This window comes from Mycobacterium sp. NPDC050041, from assembly GCF_049541695.1.
In the GTDB taxonomy this organism is placed as follows: domain Bacteria; phylum Actinomycetota; class Actinomycetes; order Mycobacteriales; family Mycobacteriaceae; genus Mycobacterium.
In genome coordinates this window covers 32,563-50,838 of record NZ_JBMVDG010000009.1, presented here as the reverse complement: position 1 = coordinate 50,838, position 18,276 = coordinate 32,563, and the positions used below count along the sequence as shown (strand labels likewise).

At 68.7% G+C, this 18,276-nt stretch carries 19 protein-coding genes; 2 read left to right on the top strand and 17 right to left on the bottom strand.

Translation table 11 applies throughout. The annotated features are described in order from the left end of the window. Nucleotides 1–40: 40 nt before the first annotated feature. The 7 genes from fabG1 to ACPCHZ_RS23465 all read right to left on the bottom strand — a co-directional run bounded on the left by fabG1 (nt 41) and on the right by ACPCHZ_RS23465 (nt 7,117). Nucleotides 41–808 (bottom strand): 3-oxoacyl-ACP reductase FabG1, encoded by a 768-nt coding sequence (gene fabG1 / locus ACPCHZ_RS23495; RefSeq protein ID WP_423486952.1) that lies wholly within the window; start codon nt 806–808, stop codon nt 41–43. Between the two features lie 73 nt (nt 809–881). Then, nucleotides 882–1,889, bottom strand: coding sequence for a VWA domain-containing protein (locus ACPCHZ_RS23490; protein WP_423486951.1), 1,008 nt, complete (start codon nt 1,887–1,889; stop codon nt 882–884). Between the two features lie 23 nt (nt 1,890–1,912). Beyond that, nucleotides 1,913–2,860: a DUF58 domain-containing protein gene (locus tag ACPCHZ_RS23485; RefSeq protein ID WP_364979884.1), complete on the bottom strand. Its 948-nt coding sequence runs from the start codon at nt 2,858–2,860 to the stop codon at nt 1,913–1,915. Further along, the gene (locus tag ACPCHZ_RS23480; RefSeq protein WP_423486950.1) at nt 2,857–4,005 is read right to left on the bottom strand and encodes an AAA family ATPase; all 1,149 of its coding nucleotides are present in this window, start codon (nt 4,003–4,005) and stop codon (nt 2,857–2,859) included. Before ACPCHZ_RS23480 ends, ACPCHZ_RS23485 begins: the two co-directional genes overlap by 4 nt. Nucleotides 4,006–4,161: 156 nt before the next feature. Further along, nucleotides 4,162–4,830 (bottom strand): NlpC/P60 family peptidoglycan endopeptidase RipB, encoded by a 669-nt coding sequence (gene ripB, locus ACPCHZ_RS23475; protein ID WP_423487103.1) that lies wholly within the window; start codon nt 4,828–4,830, stop codon nt 4,162–4,164. A gap of 53 nt (nt 4,831–4,883) precedes the next feature. Further along, nucleotides 4,884–6,293, bottom strand: coding sequence for an NlpC/P60 family peptidoglycan endopeptidase RipA (ripA, locus tag ACPCHZ_RS23470; RefSeq protein ID WP_423486949.1), 1,410 nt, complete (start codon nt 6,291–6,293; stop codon nt 4,884–4,886). Nucleotides 6,294–6,523: 230 nt separating this feature from the next. Then, nucleotides 6,524–7,117: a DUF6676 family protein gene (locus ACPCHZ_RS23465; protein WP_423486948.1), complete on the bottom strand. Its 594-nt coding sequence runs from the start codon at nt 7,115–7,117 to the stop codon at nt 6,524–6,526. A 319-nt stretch (nt 7,118–7,436) separates the two neighbouring features. Here ACPCHZ_RS23465 and acnA point away from each other — a divergent pair, with 319 nt between their 5' ends. Continuing rightward, a complete protein-coding gene (gene acnA, locus ACPCHZ_RS23460; RefSeq protein WP_423486947.1) occupies nt 7,437–10,253 on the top strand; it encodes an aconitate hydratase AcnA in 2,817 nt (938 codons plus the stop codon). A gap of 35 nt (nt 10,254–10,288) precedes the next feature. Then, nucleotides 10,289–10,852, top strand: a complete 564-nt coding sequence (locus tag ACPCHZ_RS23455; protein WP_423486946.1) for a TetR/AcrR family transcriptional regulator — start codon at nt 10,289–10,291, stop codon at nt 10,850–10,852. A 3-nt stretch (nt 10,853–10,855) separates the two neighbouring features. On the opposite strand, the gene ACPCHZ_RS23450 is transcribed toward ACPCHZ_RS23455, so the two are convergent. The 10 genes from ACPCHZ_RS23450 to sufC all read right to left on the bottom strand — a co-directional run bounded on the left by ACPCHZ_RS23450 (nt 10,856) and on the right by sufC (nt 18,275). Beyond that, nucleotides 10,856–11,050 (bottom strand): helix-turn-helix domain-containing protein, encoded by a 195-nt coding sequence (locus ACPCHZ_RS23450; RefSeq protein WP_364979866.1) that lies wholly within the window; start codon nt 11,048–11,050, stop codon nt 10,856–10,858. A gap of 104 nt (nt 11,051–11,154) precedes the next feature. Continuing rightward, nucleotides 11,155–12,783, bottom strand: a complete 1,629-nt coding sequence (locus ACPCHZ_RS23445; protein ID WP_364979863.1) for an ABC-F family ATP-binding cassette domain-containing protein — start codon at nt 12,781–12,783, stop codon at nt 11,155–11,157. Between the two features lie 125 nt (nt 12,784–12,908). Continuing rightward, nucleotides 12,909–13,733 (bottom strand): enoyl-CoA hydratase, encoded by an 825-nt coding sequence (locus ACPCHZ_RS23440; RefSeq protein WP_423486945.1) that lies wholly within the window; start codon nt 13,731–13,733, stop codon nt 12,909–12,911. A gap of 42 nt (nt 13,734–13,775) precedes the next feature. Further along, entirely contained in the window at nt 13,776–14,141 is a 366-nt protein-coding gene (trxA, locus tag ACPCHZ_RS23435) for a thioredoxin (RefSeq protein WP_364979857.1), read from the bottom strand. Between the two features lie 67 nt (nt 14,142–14,208). Further along, on the bottom strand, nt 14,209–14,838 hold the full coding sequence (locus ACPCHZ_RS23430) for a hypothetical protein (RefSeq protein ID WP_423486944.1): 630 nt from the start codon (nt 14,836–14,838) through the stop codon (nt 14,209–14,211). Between the two features lie 9 nt (nt 14,839–14,847). Beyond that, nucleotides 14,848–15,378, bottom strand: coding sequence for a hypothetical protein (locus ACPCHZ_RS23425; RefSeq protein WP_423486943.1), 531 nt, complete (start codon nt 15,376–15,378; stop codon nt 14,848–14,850). A 48-nt stretch (nt 15,379–15,426) separates the two neighbouring features. Next, nucleotides 15,427–15,762 carry a metal-sulfur cluster assembly factor gene (locus tag ACPCHZ_RS23420; protein ID WP_264013834.1) on the bottom strand — a complete coding sequence of 112 codons (336 nt, stop codon included), beginning with the start codon at nt 15,760–15,762 and terminating at the stop codon, nt 15,427–15,429. Continuing rightward, nucleotides 15,759–16,211, bottom strand: coding sequence for a Fe-S cluster assembly sulfur transfer protein SufU (sufU, locus tag ACPCHZ_RS23415; protein WP_364980493.1), 453 nt, complete (start codon nt 16,209–16,211; stop codon nt 15,759–15,761). The genes ACPCHZ_RS23420 and sufU overlap by 4 nt, the downstream gene beginning before the upstream one ends. Before the next feature lie 13 nt (nt 16,212–16,224). Beyond that, nucleotides 16,225–17,493, bottom strand: a complete 1,269-nt coding sequence (locus ACPCHZ_RS23410) for a cysteine desulfurase (protein WP_423486942.1) — start codon at nt 17,491–17,493, stop codon at nt 16,225–16,227. 8 nt (nt 17,494–17,501) lie between these two features. After that, nucleotides 17,502–18,275, bottom strand: a complete 774-nt coding sequence (gene sufC / locus ACPCHZ_RS23405) for a Fe-S cluster assembly ATPase SufC (protein WP_364979843.1) — start codon at nt 18,273–18,275, stop codon at nt 17,502–17,504. Between the last annotated feature and the right edge of the window lies 1 nt (nt 18,276).

The following is an 18,276-nucleotide window of genomic DNA, read 5'->3' as shown; positions in this document are numbered from 1 at the left end:
TCCTATTCAGGGTTCGTGGTGGGCGGCGAGAGCCGGTGGCTCAGTGGCCCATGCCCATGCCGCCGTCGACCGGGATCACCGCACCGGCGATGTACCCCGCATCCTGAGACGCCAGGAAGCTGACCGCCCCGGCGACGTCCTCGGCGGTGCCGACCCGCTTGGCCGGGATGAACTGCAGTGCGCCCTCCTGGATCCGCTCGTCCAGCGCCCGGGTCATCTCGGTGTCGATGTAGCCCGGCGCGACCACGTTCGCGGTGACGCCGGCCTTGGACAGCTCGCGCGAGATGGAGCGCGCCATCCCGATCAGGCCCGCCTTGGCCGCCGCGTAGTTGGCCTGATTGCCGATGCCCCACATGCCCGACACCGACCCGATGAAGATGATCCGGCCGAACCGTTTGCGCTGCATGCTGCGCGAGGCGCGCTGCGCGACCCGGAACGCGCCTGTGAGGTTCGCGTTGATGACGTTCTCGAAGCGCTCCTCGGTCATCCGCATCAGGAAGGCGTCCTGGGAGATGCCGGCGTTGGACACCAGCACCTCGACCGGGCCCTGGTGTTCCTCGACCTCTTTGAACGCGCGGTCGACGGCCTCGTTGTCGGTGACGTCACAGACGACGCCGAACAGGCCCTCGGGGGCGCCGGAGCCGCGGTGGGTCACCGCCACCTTGTGGCCGTCGGCGGCCAGCCGTTGCGCGATGGCCAGTCCGATGCCCCGGTTACCGCCGGTGACCAGCACCGAACGCGACACGAAGGACGGGCGGCCCCCGGCGGTCTCGGCGCCGGCCTGCGCGGGATTGTCGGTCACAGTCATGACGGCCAACTTAACGCCTCGCCGCCACCAGCCAGAAATCGCCAGGAGGCATCACGCGGAGGCACCGCGGCGCCTAGTTCGGCAGTCGGCGGTTGATCAGCAGCGCGGCCAGTGCCGCCACGGCCAGCAGCAGCGCGCCGAGGCGCAGCCAGCCGACACTGGCGTCGCCCTTGATCGTCTCGTAGCCGATCTGCTGCTGCAGGTTGCTGTAGACCTCGCGCAACTGTTCGAGCGTCGAGGCGGTGTAGGCCTCCCCGCCGGACAGGTCGGCGATCCGCTCGAGCATCTCGTCGTCGACCGGGACCGGTTGGCGCTGCTCGTTGATCTCGACGTAGCCGTAGGGGGTGCCGAAGGAGATCGTCGAGATCGGGACGCCCTGGTCCTTGGCGGTGCGCGCGGCGGTGAAGGCGCCCTTGGGGTTGTCGGGGTTCGACGGCACGGTCTCCTTACCGTCGGAGAACAGCACGATGCGGGCCGGTGGCGCTTCGTCACCACCGCCGATCACGGCGCCGACGGTGGCGATTGCCTGCAGCGCGGTGAAGATGCCCTCACCGGTCGCCGTCCGGTCGGCGAGCTGCAGCTTGTCGATCGCGTTCTTGGTGGCGTCGCGGTTGGTGGTCGGCGACACCAGCACCGTCGCGGTGCCCGCGTAGGCGATGAGGCCGAGGTTGATCCCGGGGGTGAGCTCGTCGGCGAACTGCTTGGACGCCTCCTGCGCGGCCGCCAGCCTGCTGGGCGCCACGTCGGTGGCGCGCATCGACTGCGAGACATCGATCACCAGCATCACCACCGCGCGGTTGCGCGGGATCCGGACGTCCTGGGTGGGCCCGGCCATCGCGACGGTGAGCAGCGTCAGCGACAGGATGAGCAGGATCGCGGGCAGGTGCCGAAACCGGTTGGGCCGCGTGGGCGCCACGCTCTCCAGCAGCTCCATGTTGGCGAACCGCAGGACCCGCTTCTGCCGCGCCGCCTGCACGATGATGTAGAGCGCGACGAGCCCGAGCACCACCAGCAGGAACGTGAAGAACCACGGAGTTTTGAAGTCCGAGAGCGTCATCGGACCCAGAAGCGGCAAAGTCATGTACGGCTTGTCATTTCGTCGTGTTAGCGGCCCGCCAGCGCGCCACGTCGCCGGTTCGCGACGAAGCGGACCACGTCGGCGATCCAGTCCCGGTCGGTGCGCAGGGTGAGCAGCGGTGCATTGCAGCGCCGCAGTGTGCGGGCCACCTCGGCGCGGTGCGCCGCCGCGGCCTGCTCGAAGTCGCTGCGCAGCTGATGGTCGATGGTGAACTCGCGGGTGACGCCGGTCTCGGTGTCCTGCAGGATCACGTCGCCGACCTCGGGCAGTTCGACGTCGCGCGGGTCGAGCACCTCGATGCCGAGCACCTCGTGGCGGCCCGCGATCGCCCGCAGCGGCCGCATCCAGTCGATCGGGCCGAGGAAGTCACTGATGATCACGGCCATCCCCCGGCGCCGTTCGGGCCGGCGGAGCGCGTCGATCGAGGCGGCCAGGTCGCCGCGCACACCGACCGGTGCCCGCGGGGTGGTAGCGATCGCCCGCAGCAGTTCCTGCTCGTGGATGCGGCCCGAGAGTGCGGGCACCCGGCGCACGGTGTCGCCGTTGGAGATGACGGCGCCAAGCCGGTTGCCACCGCCGCTGTTGAGGAACGCGATGGCGGCCGCGGCGGCGACGGCCAGATCGCGCTTCTCGCACCGCGCCGTGCCGAAGTCGAGGCTGGCGGACATGTCCACCACCAGCCAGGTCTCCAGCTCACGGTCGGCGATCATCTGCCGCACATGCGGCGCGGTGGTGCGGGCGGTCACCGACCAGTCCATCCGCCGCACGTCGTCGCCGGGCTGGTAGATCCGCGATTCGCCCGGCTCCGAGCCGGGTCCGGGGATCAACCCGAGGTGGTCGCCGTGCAGCACCCCGTCGAGCTTGCGCCGGACGGTCAGTTCGAGCTTGCGCAGCGCCGCCGACAGCGCGGGGTCGCGGATCTGGCCCCGCTGCAGGGACGGCGGGTCGACCGAACGGCCTTCGTCGCCGGTCACCGACCGCTGGCCGCTGCGGCGGGTACCGCAGTCGGCACCGAATGGCCTTGCTGCGGAATGGCATTGACCTGGGGCAGCGCCACGGTCTGCATGATGCGGTTGATCACCGTCTCGGCGGAGACCTCGTCGGCGAGGGCGTCGTAGGTCAGCACGAGGCGGTGCCGCAGCACGTCGGGGATGACCTCGACGACGTCCTGCGGGACGACGTAGTCGCGACCGCGGATCAACGCGAGCGCCCGGGACGCGGCGATGATGCCGAGCGACGCACGGGGCGAGGCGCCGTAGGCGATCCAGGCCTTGGCGTCGGGCATGCCGAACTTCTCCGGCTCACGCGTCGCGGTGACGATCCGCACCACGTAGTCGACCAGTGCGTGGTGGACGAAGGTGTTGGCGGCGACGTCCTGCAGCCGGATGAGGTCACCGGGGTTGAGGATCTGCTTGGGCTCCGGGGGCTTCACGCCCATCCGGTAGATGATCTCGCGCTCCTCCTCCGGCGTGGGGTAGTCGATGTTCAGCTTGAACAGGAACCGGTCGCGCTGGGCCTCGGGCAGTGCGTAGACGCCCTCCTGCTCGATGGGGTTCTGCGTGGCCATCACCAGGAACGGGTTGGGCAGCGGGAACGTCCTGCCGCCCATGGAGATCTTGCGCTCGGCCATCACCTCGAGCAGGGCGGACTGCACTTTGGCGGGTGCGCGGTTGATCTCGTCGGCCAGCAGGAAGTTGACCACCACAGGGCCGAGTTCGATGTCGAACTCCTCTTTGCCGACGCGGTAGATCCGCGTGCCGACGATGTCGGTGGGCACCAGGTCGGGGGTGAACTGGATGCGCGCGAAGGTGCCGCCGACGACCTTGGCGAAAGTCTCCACCGCGAGGGTCTTGGCGACGCCGGGGACACCCTCGAGCAGCACGTGACCCTTGGCGAGCAGACCGGCGAGCATCCGCTCGACGAGCCGGTCCTGACCGACGATGATCCGCTTGACCTCGAAGATGGCCCGTTCCAGCGTGTGCACTTCACCCTGGAGGCCGCCGTTGTGTCCGGGCGGTGCGGGGGGCTGGGTTCCGGTCGGGGCGGGAGCGTAACCCTGCGCCGGGGCCGAGCCGGGGTGCGCTCCGGCGCCCTGCGGCGGACCACTCGGTGACGTCATCAAGATCCTCCCAATGTGCTGTCTGGTCACGACGCCGTTTTCACTGCGTCAACACGCATTCTGCCGGGCCGGTCAGGTGCCCGCCGTCAACTATTCCAGGCAGTCCGGAATCCGTCGACGTCGCCCACGATGCCTCAGGCTGCCCTCAGGTTGCGGTCAGTACTCGATGATCCGTGTCGCGTACGGTTGCAGACCGGCGGTGCGTAGGGGATTGACACTCACCCTGCCTTTACTACTCGCCGCCTCCAGGAGTTGGCCGTTTCCGAGATATATCGCGACGTGTTGTGTGCCGCCAGGCCCCCAGAACAATAGGTCGCCACGTCTGGCCTGCGCGACGGGCACCTTGCGGCCGGTGTCGTACTGGTCGCCGGAGTACTTCGGGATGAGCACGCCCACCCCGGCGAACGAGAACTGGGTGAATCCCGAGCAGTCGAAGCCGACGGTGTTCGCTCCGGAGTCGATGCCTCGGCTGGGGCCGTTGGGCTTGCCGCCGCCCCAGGAGTAGGGCACACCCATCTGGGAAGCGCCGCGGCGGATGGCGTACTCGACGGCCTGCGGGCCGCGCACCACGCCGGGCGCCACACCGGCGGGCACGGCGTCCTTGGGTGCCAGTCCGATGTTCTGCAGGAACTTCTTGCCGAGGCCCATGGTGACCTCGGTGGCCTGCGCGGTGGCCGCCAGCGACGCGTTGGCGATGGCGAGCGGGTCACCGGGTGCGCCGGCGCTGATCAGCTTCGGCAGCGTGGGATCCCACTGGCCGTCGTCGGGCGCGGCGGTGGCGGGCACCGCCAGGCCGAACGCCAGCGCGATCGCCGCAATCAGCAGGCCGAGACGCTTCGCGCAGCCGAAAGTATTGCGGAAGAACAGGAGCACCCGGTTCACCACTCGATGAGACGGGTCACGTACGGCGTCATACCACTGGTCCGCACCGGCGAGATCTTGACGACCGAACCCGTGTAGGGCGCCTCGAGCATCGTACCGTCGCCGAGGTACACGGCGATGTGTTGGCTCGCGTCGGGACCGTATGGAATGAGATCACCGCGCCTCATCTGGGCCGATGGAACCTTGCGTCCCGCGTTGTATTGCGATCCCGAGTAATGGTCGAGTTTGATGCCGACGCCGGCGAACATGTACAGGATGAGTCCGGAGCAGTCGAATCCGACTGTGTTTGCACCGGAATCGATTCCGCGGCTCGGCCCCGCAGCGTTGCCGCCGCCCCACGAGTAAGGCACCCCCAGCTGAGACATCCCTCGCCTGATCGCCAACTCGACCGCTTGACGACCGTAAACTCGCGGAATTGCGCCGTTGGTGTAACCCGTCGGTGTTGGCAGCAGGCCCAGCTTCTGCAGGAACCCGCGGCCCATCTGCTGAGTCACCTGGCCCGACGTCGCCGCGATGCCGAGGACGGCGTTGATGATCGCGATCGGGTCGCCGCTGACGAATGCGCTGGGGATCGCCGGCAGGGTGGGATCCCACGCGGTGTCCCATTTCGCGCCTCCGGGCGCCGTCGCTGCGGTGCGGTCCCAGTTGCCCGCGGGATCGGTGTTGCGGGCGAGCGGCGCAGGCGCGCCAGCGGGCGCCGGTCCGGGATTCGCCGCCCTGGCCTGCTCGAGCCGCGCCTGGGCGGCACTCCGCTCGGCGGTGAGCCGGGTCAGCTCAGCCTGCTGGGAGCCGAAGGTGCCCTGAGCCTGCGTCAGCGCCGTCACCGCGGCATCCTGGCTGACCTGCGCGGCGGTCGCGGCCTCGTCGGCCTTCTGCTTGGCCAGCCGTGCCGCCGACTCCCTGTTCACCTGCTCGGTGCGGGCCCGCTGCAGATTCGCGAGCACCTGCTGCGAACTGGTCGAGAGCGCCTGTCCGGTGGCGGCGGTGGAGATGACGTCCGCCGGGTCGGACGCGGTCAAGTACGAGCTCGACGGGCCGTTGACGTAGGTGGCCGCCGCGAAGGTGTCGAAGCGCTTCTGGGCGGCGGCGATGGCGATGTTGGCGTCCTCGATGCCGGTGCGGCTGGCCTCGACCTCGCGCTGGGCGGCGGCGGCCGCATCGCGGGCGTTCTGTACGTCGACGATCGCCTTGTTCACGCTCTCCTGCTGGGCCTGCACGGCGGCGCCGAGTTCCTGCAGTTCCTGGTTGGCGTTGGCGACCTCCGCCACCAGGCCGGCCACTCCGGCGGCGCCGCTGGGGTCCGCCGCGGCCACCGGGCCGCTCCACAGTGCGGTGGCGACCAGCATGCCCGCAGCAAGGGGTAGAGCGCAGATCCGGTACGCCGAGGCGCGAGAGAAGGGTCTCATGTCGACTCAGGTCTCCTCGAGATCAACGGATGCGCGGCGATACGCAGTCACAGCGGCACCTCTGATCGCGTCAGTCACATCCTGCACAACTGCATCAATAGGCACCGAACGCACCGTACGTCACAATGGACGCTAAAGAAACTTAAGTCACAAATTACACGCTTGTAATTGAATTGGGCGTGACCGAATTGTGATGTTTATAATTTGCCGCCATCACCGCGGCGCTGCCACTAGGGCTGCTGCACAACGCTTTCCGTTTTTCGACGTGCATGAGCACGTTTGCCACGTATCTGCAGCAACCGCGTGGCAACGGTAGCCGCGACCACCCCGACGACAAGCACAATCGTCAATGCCGTCCAGGGGAAATCCCCGGTTTGCAACTGGCTGACGAAATTGGCGGACGACTGCACCGGGTCGCCGGTCTTGGCGAGGTCCTGGCCCGCCTCGAGCGTGACGCGGTCGAACGTCGTGCTGTACGTGCCGGCATAGGAAGGGCTCAGGACGAGCACTGTCGAATCCGGGTAGGCCTCGCCGATCTCGGTGGCGACGTCGCGCAGCGGTGTGTCGATCGCGGGGTTGCGGTCCAGGACGACGACCTTGAGGTCGATGCCGTCGGCCCGGGCGTCGGCGACCACCTGTTGCAGCGCCGCGACCTGTTCGGGCGAGGCGCCCCGGGCGCTCACGCCGTCCCCGTCCACGTCGGTGCGGACGATGTCGACGCACGTGGCGATGGCCCCGGGCTGCGCGGGGTCCACGCCGACGGTCTGACACAACTCCTGCGGGATGAAGGCGGGCAGGAACGGCGGCACGTGAGGTCCGGTCACAGGAGGAAGGTACCGAATCGGTCCGGCGGGCAGGAGCGAAGCGACCCGGGGAAGGGGTCGGCGGGCAGGAGCGAAGCGACCTTGGGAAGGGGTCGGCGGGCAGGAGCGAAGCGACCCGGGGAAGGGGTCGGCGCGGAAGCAAGGAAGCGATTCGGGTGAGTCCCCGGTACGAGGGTGGGTACCCGTCCGGTGGCACGCGCCACCGGGGGCGACGAGACTGGACAAACCCCCCTTGGGTTCTTTGCAGGACAAGCGTACTGTTAGAATCGGAACGCCGCCGACACAGCCCGTCGCGGCACGTTGACAGCCGGGAGTTGAAGTGAGCAGCAAGGATTCGCCGAATTCGTTCGGAGCCCGCGACACGCTGACAGTCGGGGACAAAAACTACGAGATCTACCGCCTCGACGCGGTGGAGGGCACCGACAAGCTGCCCTACAGCCTCAAGGTGCTCGCGGAGAACCTGCTGCGCACCGAGGACGGCACCAACATCACCAAGGACCACATCGAGGCGATCGCCAAGTGGGACCCGGAGGCCGATCCCAGCATCGAGATCCAGTTCACCCCGGCGCGCGTGATCATGCAGGACTTCACCGGCGTGCCGTGCATCGTCGACCTGGCCACCATGCGTGAGGCCGTCGGCGACCTGGGCGGCGACCCGCAGCAGGTCAACCCGCTGGCGCCGGCCGACCTGGTGATCGACCACTCGGTGATCGCCGACCTGTTCGGCACCGCGAACGCCTTCGAGCGCAACGTGGAGATCGAGTACGAGCGCAACGGCGAGCGCTACCAGTTCCTGCGCTGGGGACAGGGCGCCTTCGACGACTTCAAGGTCGTCCCGCCCGGCACCGGCATCGTCCACCAGGTCAACATCGAGTACCTGGCCTCGGTCGTCATGGAGCGCGACGGGGTGGCCTACCCCGACACCTGCGTGGGCACCGACAGCCACACCACCATGGAGAACGGCGTCGGCGTGCTGGGCTGGGGCGTCGGCGGCATCGAGGCCGAGGCCGCGATGTTGGGCCAGCCGGTGTCGATGCTCATCCCCCGCGTCGTCGGTTTCAAGCTGTCGGGCGAGCGCCGCCCCGGCGTGACCGCCACCGACGTGGTGCTCACGGTCACCGAGATGCTGCGCAAGCACGGCGTGGTCGGCAAGTTCGTCGAGTTCTACGGTGAGGGCGTCGCCGAGGTGCCGCTGGCCAACCGGGCCACGTTGGGCAACATGAGCCCCGAGTTCGGCTCCACCGCAGCCATCTTCCCGATCGACGAGGTGACGATCGACTACCTGCGGATGACCGGTCGCAGCGAGGAGAAGCTGGCGCTGGTCGAGGCGTACGCCAAGGAACAGGGCATGTGGCACGACCCGTCCCGCGAGCCGAAGTTCTCCGAGTACCTGGAACTCGACCTGGCCGACGTCGTGCCCTCGATCGCCGGGCCCAAGCGCCCGCAGGACCGCATCGCTCTCGACGACGCGAAGTCGGCGTTCCGCAAGGACATCCACAACTACGTCGAGAACGGCAACTCCGCCGAGCACTCCAACGTCGACGAGGCGGTCGAGGAGACGTTCCCAGGCAGTGACCCGGTGTCGCTGTCGTTCGCCGACGAGAAGTCGGTGGACGCGCGACCCTCCGCAGCCAACGGCGCCGAGGGCCGGCCGAGCAAGCCGGTGAAGATCGAGTCCGCCGAGGTGGGCAACTGCATCATCGACCACGGCGCGGTGGTGATCGCGGCGATCACGTCCTGCACGAACACCTCCAACCCCGAGGTGATGATCGGGGCGGCGCTGCTGGCCAAGAACGCCGTCGAGAAGGGCCTGACCACCAAGCCGTGGGTGAAGACCACGATGGCGCCGGGTTCGCAGGTGGTCACCGACTACTACGACAAGGCCGGATTGTGGCCCTACCTGGAGAAGCTCGGCTTCTACCTGGTCGGGTACGGGTGCACCACCTGCATCGGTAACTCCGGTCCGCTGCCGGAGGACGTCAGCAAGGCGATCAACGACGCCGACCTGTCGGTCACCGCGGTGCTGTCCGGCAACCGCAACTTCGAGGGTCGGATCAACCCCGACGTGAAGATGAACTACCTGGCCTCTCCGCCGCTGGTCATCTCCTACGCGCTGGCCGGCACCATGGACTTCGACTTCGAGTCCGACCCGCTGGGGCAGGACGACGACGGCAACGACGTGTTCCTCAAGGACATCTGGCCGACGCAGCAGGACATCACCGACACCATCGCCTCGGCGATCAACACCGAGATGTTCGTCAAGAACTACGCCGACGTGTTCAAGGGCGACGAGCGGTGGCGCAACCTGCCCACGCCCAGCGGTGACACGTTCGACTGGGACCAGGATTCGACGTACGTGCGCAAGCCTCCGTACTTCGACGGGATGCCCGCCGAGCCCGAGCCGGTCACCGACATCACCGGTGCCCGCGTCCTGGCCCTTCTGGGCGACTCGGTGACCACCGACCACATCTCGCCGGCGGGCAGCATCAAGCCCGGCACCCCCGCGGCGGAGTATCTGGACGAACACGGCGTGGACAAGAACGACTACAACTCCTACGGGTCGCGCCGCGGCAATCACGAGGTGATGATCCGCGGTACCTTCGCCAACATCCGGCTGAAGAACCAGTTGCTCGACGACGTATCCGGCGGCTACACCCGCGATTTCACCCAGGATGACGCGCCGCAGGCGTTCATCTACGACGCCGCGCAGAACTACGCTGAGCAGGGCACTCCCCTGGTCGTGCTGGGCGGCAAGGAGTACGGGTCCGGGTCGTCGCGCGACTGGGCGGCCAAGGGCACGTCGCTGCTCGGTGTGCGCGCGGTGATCGTCGAGTCCTTCGAGCGCATTCACCGGTCGAACCTGATCGGCATGGGCGTGATCCCGCTGCAGTTCCCCGAGGGCGAGTCGGCGGCGTCGTTGAAGCTGGACGGCACCGAGACCTTCGACATCACCGGGATCGAGGACCTCAACGAGGGCAAGACGCCCAAGACCGTGCACGTCAAGGCCACCAAGGACGGTGGGGATCCCATCGAGTTCGACGCCGTGGTCCGGATCGACACCCCCGGGGAGGCGGACTACTACCGCAACGGCGGCATCCTGCAGTACGTGCTGCGCAACATGCTGCGGTCCAAGTAGCACGTGCCGGCGAGCGCTGCACGAGGAGTTGACCCTTGCCGCGGGTAACGGACGACCATCTGGCGGCCCGCCGCCGCCAGATCCTCGACGGCGCTCGACGCTGCTTCGCCGAGAACGGGTACGAGAACGCGACCGTGCGGCGGCTCGAACAGACCATCGGGCTGTCGCGCGGCGCGATCTTCCATCACTTCCGGGACAAGGACACGCTGTTCTTCGAACTCGCCCGTGAGGACGCCGAGCGGATGGCGGAGGTGGCGTCGCGCGAGGGCCTCATCCAGGTGATGCGCGACTTGCTCGCGGCACCCGAGCAGTTCGACTGGCTGGCCACCCGGCTGGAGATCGCCCGCAAACTCCGCAACGACCCCGCCTTCCACCAGGGGTGGTCGGAGCGGTCGGCGGAGTTGACCACGGCGATCACCGCGCGGTTGCGTCGCCAGAAGCAGGCCGGCCGGTTGCGCGACGACGTTCCCAGCGAGGTGCTGCACGTGTATCTGGATCTGGTTCTCGACGGCATCGTCGCACGACTCGCGTCAGGCGACGACCCCGAGAAACTCAGCGCGGTGCTGGACCTCGTCGAGGCGTCGGTGCGGCAGCAGTGATCGTCAACTGGCGCGGCGGGTCCGGTGATTCGGCCCGCCCCGGCTGCGCATCGTGACACCCGCTTCGCGCAGCATGCTGTGCACCGACCCGTAGGACCGGCCCGTTTTGGTCACCAGGGAGCGAATGCTCGCTCCGCTTTCGTATGCGCTACGAAGCTCCGTCAGCAACTGCTCCCGGGACTTGTTGGCATCTTTCATCGACATCTCCCCGCCGTGTTAGCCCCGACTGTCCCGACGAGTACCCAGGTTAGGAACTGTCAACCAAGAGGCGGGGCGAATTCCACAAAGGGTTCGCTTTCTGGCTACGCCAGTTCGATGAGATCGCGGTACTCGTCGGACCAGAAGTCCTCGGTGCCATCGGGCAACAACACCACCCGCTGCGGGTCGAGGGCCTCGGCGGCGCCCGGGTCGTGCGTCACCAGGACGACGGCGCCGACGTAGCTGCGCAGCGCGTCGAGCACCTGTTCACGCGATGCGGGGTCGAGGTTGTTCGTCGGCTCGTCGAGCAGGAGGACGTTCGCCGTGGACGCGACCAGTCCGGCGAGCGCCAGCCGGGTCTTCTCGCCGCCGGAGAGTGTGCCGGCCGGCTGGTCCAGCTGCGCACCGCTGAACATGAACGCGCCCAACAGGCCTCGCAGATCCTGTTCGCCGGTGTCGGGGGCGGCATAACGGATGTTCTCCCACACCGAGGCGTTCCCGTCGATGGTGTCGTGCTCTTGGGCGAAGTATCCGATCTTCAGGCCGTGGCCGGGTTCGATGGCACCGGCGTCGGCTTTCTCCACTCCGGCCAGGATCCTCAGCAGCGTCGTCTTGCCCGCACCGTTGAGGCCGAGTACGACGACGCGCGAGCCCTTGTCGATCGCCAGGTCGACGCCGGTGAAGATCTCCAGCGAACCGTAGGTCTTGGTCAGCCCCTTGGCCACCAACGGCGTCCGACCGCACACCGCAGGCGTCGGGAACCGGATCTTCGCAACCTTGTCGGCCACCCGCTCGTCGTCGAGCTCGGCGATCATCCGCTCGGCGCGGCGCAGCATGTTCTGCGCGGCGACGGCTTTGGTGGCCTTGGCGCCCATCTTGGCGGCCTGGGTACGCAGCGCGGACGCCTTCTTCTCCGCGTTCGCCCGTTCCCGGCGGCGACGCTGCTCGTCGGTGGCGCGGGCGTCGAGATACTTCTGCCAGCCCATGTTGTAGACGTCGGCCTCCCCGCGGACCGCGTCGAGGAACCACACCCGGTTGACGACGTCGGCGAGCAGGTCCACGTCGTGACTGATCACCACGAGCCCACCGGAGTGGTTCTGCAGAAAGGCGCGCAACCAGCCGATGGAGTCGGCATCGAGGTGGTTGGTCGGCTCGTCGAGCAGGAGCGTGGTGTCCGAACCCGAACCCGTGTCGGATGCCGCGAAGAGGATGCGGGCCAGTTCGACCCGTCGTCGCTGACCGCCGGACAGCGTCCGCAGTGGTTGCGTCAGGATCCGCTCGGCCAGGCCGAGGCTCGCGCAGATCCGCGCCGCTTCGCTCTCGGCGGCGTAACCACCCAGCGCGGCGAAGCGCTCCTCGAGCTGACCGTAGCGACGCACCGCCTTGTCCCGGGTGGCGTCATCGGCGACCTCGGCCATCAGGAGCTGTTGCTTCTCCAGGTCGGCCAGCAGGGTGTCCAGACCCCGGGCCGAGAGCACCCGGTCGCGCGCCAACATGTCGAGGTCACCTTCGCGAGGATCCTGTGGCAGGTAACCGATCTCGCCTGTCCTGGCGATCGTGCCGGCGTACGGCTCGCCCTCGCCGGCCAGGATGCGCATGGTGGTGGTCTTGCCCGCGCCGTTGCGGCCCACCAGACCGATGCGGTCGCCCGGCTGCACGCGAAGCGCGGCGCCGTCGGTGGAGAGCAGGGTGCGCGCCCCGGCGCGGACCTCGAGGTCCGTTGCGGTGATCACGGCTGCTCCTAAGCGGGGTGCTGATGTGGTGAGTTCACGGATAGCCGTGAGCCCATCAAGGGTAGTCGCAGCCCGGCCGGAGACGCCAACCCGATGACGGCCGTCACACCGTCCCGGGGACGCGGCTAGGGCTTGTCGTCGGTGAACACCGCGGGGCGTTTCTCCGCACGCGCGGCGACCGCCTCCTCGAAGTTGGCGGTCAGCAGGCGCACGAACAGCTGCCCCAGCCCCTCGGCCTGCATGTGCCCCTCGAGGCTGCCTGCGTCCAGCCCGGACCACAGCGTGCGCTTGGTCAGCTCGACACCGGGGCGGGAGAACGCGGCGATGCCCTCGGCCATGTCGAAGCACGCCTCGAGCAGCTCGTCCTCGGGCACCGTCCGGGACACCAAGCCGATCCGCTCGGCCTCCGCGCTGTCGACGTCACGGCCGGTGAGCATGATCTCGAACGCCCGCGACGAGCCGATCGCGCGGGGCAGCAGGTAGGACAGGCCCAGCTCGCTGGCCGTCAGGCCGTTGTTGATGCCCGCGGCGCGGAAGTAGGCGCCGGTGGCCGCGACGCGGATGTCGGCGGCCAGCGCCAGACACAGCCCACCGCCGATCGCGGCGCCGTTGACCGCCGCGATCACCGGCTGGTGGAGCTTGCGCAGCGCCAGGATCACCTCGTCGAGGACCTCCATCGACCGCAGCGCGAACGTCGGCCGGGTGAGCCCGTCGATGTGCGGCACCGAACCTGCCGACTTGTGGTCGGCTCCCGAGGAGAAGCCCCGTCCCGCGCCGGTGAGCACCACCGCGCGCACCGAGTTGTCGTGGCTCAGCTCGGCGAGCACGTCGCGCAGCGGAACCATCACGTCGAACGCCATCGAGTTCATGCGTTCGGGCCGGTTGAGCGTCACCAGCGCCACCTGCGGGCGCGGCCGGTCGACGAGGACGAACTGCTGTGCTTCGGTCACCCGAGCACGCTATCGCGGGGCCAGGCGCGAGCCCCCGGGCAGCTAGGCCTGCGCGCCGTCGTCCTGGGCGGCGATCGCCGCGTCGACGTCGAACTCCCTGACCTTCTGCACCAGGTCCTCCAGAGCCGCCGGCGGCAGCGCGCCGGCCTGGTTGAACACCAGCTTGCCCTTCTTGAACACCATCAGGGTCGGGATCGAGCGGATGTCGGCGGCCTGCGCCAGCTCCTGCTCGGCCTCGGTGTCCACCTTGGCGTGCACGACGTCGGGGTGCTTCTCGGCCGAGGCCGCGAAGGTGGGCGCGAACGCGCGACACGGCCCGCACCACGACGCCCAGAAGTCCACCAGCACGATGTCGTTGTCGTTGATGGTGTCGTTGAACTGTTCTGCGGTGATGTCTTGCGTTGTCACGACTGTCCTAACGTTGGGTTCCACATGCTTGTTCCCGCCGGCCGGCCGGTTCACGCCTGCCTGCGGGTCAGCGGTCGGAGGCGCGGGCGCAGCCCTCGGTGAAGAAATCCGCGATCCGCCGGGACAGTTCGTCCACGTCGTCGGCGGGGTCGAGGGCCAGCAGCGCCCCGAACGGTGCGTTCCAGAATGCGCCGTGCCGTGCGGTCCACGGGCCCACGTAGGCATACGGCGAGGGGTGGTGGTCGTCGCCGGCCGAGACGCCGTAGTTCACCTCGCCCTCGGTGGCCGCGACGTCGAAGTGCTCCGGCCAGAGCACCGGATGCTGTTCGGGCAGAGCATGTTTGATGGCGAAGCCACCGGCGTAGAGGCTGCGGTACAGCAGATCGGCCGCCGCCGGGTCGATGTCGAGCACCGCATCGGCGGCCAGTGGGTCGACGATGTCGTAGACACCTTCGGGCGGACCGGCCGTGACGCCCGCGGCGGTGGCGAGCGCACCGACCGGCCCGGCCAGCGCGGCGCTGCCCTGCGGCCACACCAGCTCCGTGCCCTGCACGGCGATCGGCAGCGAGACACCGGTGAAGCCGTCGGGCCGCACCGCCAGGCGGATGGTGCCCGCCGCGCGATGCTGCGGACCGGCGATCAGGCTCTCGGCGACACCGCGCAGCTGCCTGCGGGTGGCGACGTAATCGGGGCTCATACGAAATGATTACCCGACCGCGGCGCGATCGGCGTTGGCCAGCAGCTGCCGCTGTCGCCGCGGCCACCAGAACACCTCCAGCAGCAGCAGCGCGAGATAGATCGCCGAGACCACGGCGTTGCCCCAGGTGCCGTAGAACGCGTCCCACACGGCCATCACCACCCCGACGACGAGGACGAACGGGATCAGCCAGCGGTACGGCCGGGCCGTCTCGGCAGCCGCGCGCATCCCCGATCCGTACTCGGCGAGCGCCTGCCCCAGGCGCGGTGATCCGACCGGTTCGCCACGGCGTGCGGCGCGGGCGACGGCAACCCGCTCGTCGCCGGTGAGCGCCGCGGCGCCCGGCCAGAACCGCGCCATCCGGCGTTGCATCACGATGCCGTAGGCCCCGCCCACGACGACGGTGACGACCACGCCGGCCACGACCTGCCCCGAGTCGAGCCAGGCGAGCACACCGAGGAACACGCCGACCGCGGCGCCGACGATCAGCGCCCGCGCGACGGGTCCGCCACGCCACACCGCCGCAGGTACGGTGACCATCCGGTCATTGTGCCCCGGTGCGGCCGGCTGACCGGCAGATTCGACGCGTCAGACGGTGAAGCCGAGCGCCCGCAGCTGTTCGCGGCCGTCCTCGGTGATCTTGTCCGGACCCCACGGTGGATTCCACACCCAGTTGATCTTGATCTCGTCGACCAGCCCCGCACCCACGAGTGCGTTGCGCGACTGGTCCTCGATCACATCGGTCAACGGGCACGCCGCCGAGGTCAGCGTCATGTCGATCAGCGCGACGTTGCCGCCGTCGCCCTCCTCGATGTTCAGCCCGTACACCAGGCCAAGGTCGACGACGTTGATGCCGAGTTCGGGATCGACGACGTCACGCATCGCCTCCTCCAGATCGGCCAACAGCTCATCGGGTGCGGTCATCCTGCCTCCTCGAATTCTTCTGACGCCTGCGCCAGCGCGGCCTTGAAAGCCGTCCAGCCCAGCAGCGCACACTTCACCCTCGCCGGGTATTTGGCCACGCCCGCGAATGCCACGCCGTCGCCGATCACGTCCTCGTCGCCCTCGACGGCGCCGCGCGACGACACCATCTCGGTGAACGCCGCGACCGTCGACAGTGCCTGGTCGACACTCTGGCCGATCACCTGGTCGGTGAGCACCGACGTCGCGGCCTGGCTGATGGAGCAGCCCTGACCGTCGTAGGAGATGTCCTCGACCGTCCCGCCATCCTCCGACAGCGCCACCCGCAGCGTGACCTCGTCACCGCACGTCGGGTTCACGTGGTGCACCTCGGCGCCGAAGGGTTCGCGCAGTCCGCGGTGGTGCGGGTGTTTGTAGTGGTCCAGGATCACCTCCTGGTACATCTGCTCCATCCGCACGGTGCGCTCAATCCCGCCCGAAGAACTCGACGGCCCGCTTGATCCCCGCGACCAACCGGTCCACCTCGTCGGGCGTGTTGTACACCGCGAAGGACGCCCTGGCGGTGGCATGGATCCCGAACCGGCGGTGCAGCGGCCACGCGCAGTGGTGCCCCACCCGCACGGCGACGCCCTCGTCGTCGAGCACCTGCCCGACGTCGTGGGCGTGCACGCCGTCGACGACGAAGCTCACCGGCGAACCACGGTCGGCCATGTCGGTCGGCCCGACGACCCGGACACCCGGAATGCCGGCCAGCCCGTCGAGGGCGGCTTCGACCAGTCGGGCCTCGTGCGCCTCGACGGCGTCCATGCCCAGCGCATCGAGATAGCGGGCGGCAGCGGCCAATCCGACGACCTGTGACGTCATCGGGGTGCCCGCCTCGAAGCGCTGCGGCGCCGGGGCGTAGGTGGTGGCCTCCATCGTGACGGTCTCGATCATCGACCCGCCGGTGATGAAGGGCGGCATCGCATCGAGCAGCTCACGACGGCCGTAGAGCACACCGATTCCGGTGGGGCCCAGCATCTTGTGCCCCGAGAACGCGGCGTAGTCGACGTCGAGCGCGTGGAAGTCGACGGCCTGGTGCGGCACCGACTGGCAGGCGTCCAGCAGCGTGAGCGCGCCGACCTGCTTGGCCCGCGCCACCAGCTCGGCGACCGGGGCGATCGCTCCGGTGACATTGGAGTGGTGGCTGAACGCGACGATCTTCACGCGCTCGTCGAGCTGCAACGAGTCGAGGTCGATGCGCCCGTCCTCGGTCACGCCGTACCAGCGCAGCGTGGCACCGGTGCGGCGGGCCAACTCCTGCCACGGGATCAGGTTGGCGTGGTGCTCGAGCTCGGTGGTGACGATGACGTCGCCGGGCCCGACGGCGCGGCCCTCGAACCTGTTGTCCCCCAACGCGTAGGACACCAGGTTGATCGACTCGGTGGCGTTCTTGGTGAACACCAGCTCGTCGGTGTCGGCGCCGACGAACGCCGCGATGTCGGCGCGGCCCTGCTCGTAGGCGTCGGTGGACTCCTCCATCAGCTGGTGCGCACCGCGGTGCACCGCACCGTTGGACGTGGTGAGGAAGTCACGCTCGGCGTCGAGCACCTGCCGCGGCTTCTGCGACGTCGCACCGGAATCGAGGTACGCCAGCTGGTTCCCGCCGCGCATCACCCGCGACAGGATCGGGAAGTCCGCCCGAACCGTCTCGAGGTCCACCGCCAGGGCCGGGCGTTCCGTGGAGGCCGTCATCGCGCCGCCTAGGATCCCGCCGCCGGAGCGTGGGTGAAGCGTTCGTAGCCGTTCTCCTCGAGCTCGTCGGCCAGCTCGGGGCCGCCCGACTCGATGATCCGGCCACCGACGAACACGTGGACGAACTGGGGCTGGATGTAGCGCAGGATCCGGGTGTAGTGCGTGATGAGCAGCACGCCGCCGTTCTCGGCCTCCGCGTAGCGATTCACACCCTCGCTGACGATGCGCAGCGCGTCGACGTCGAGACCCGAGTCGGTCTCGTCGAGGATCGCGATCTTCGGCTTCAGCAGACCGAGCTGCAGGATCTCGTGACGCTTCTTCTCGCCGCCGGAGAAGCCCTCGTTGACGCTGCGCTCGGAGAACGTCGGGTCGATGTCGAGGTCGCTCATCGCGGTCTTGACCTCTTTGACCCAGTGCCGCAGCTTCGGCGCCTCGCCCCGCACCGCGGTGGCCGCGGTGCGCAGGAAGTTCGACATCGACACCCCGGGCACCTCGATCGGGTACTGCATGGCCAGGAACAGTCCTGCCCTGGCGCGCTCGTCGATGCTCATCTCCAGGACGTCCTCGCCGTCCAGGGTGATCGAGCCGGACGTCACGGTGTACTTGGGGTGCCCGGCGATCGCGTAGGACAGCGTCGACTTGCCCGAACCGTTGGGCCCCATCACCGCGTGGGTCTCCCCCGACTTCACGGTGAGGTTGACGCCCTTGAGGATCGGGATGTCGGTCCCGTCCTCGGCGGAGACGACGGAGACGTGCAGGTCCTTGACTTCCAGTGTGGTCATG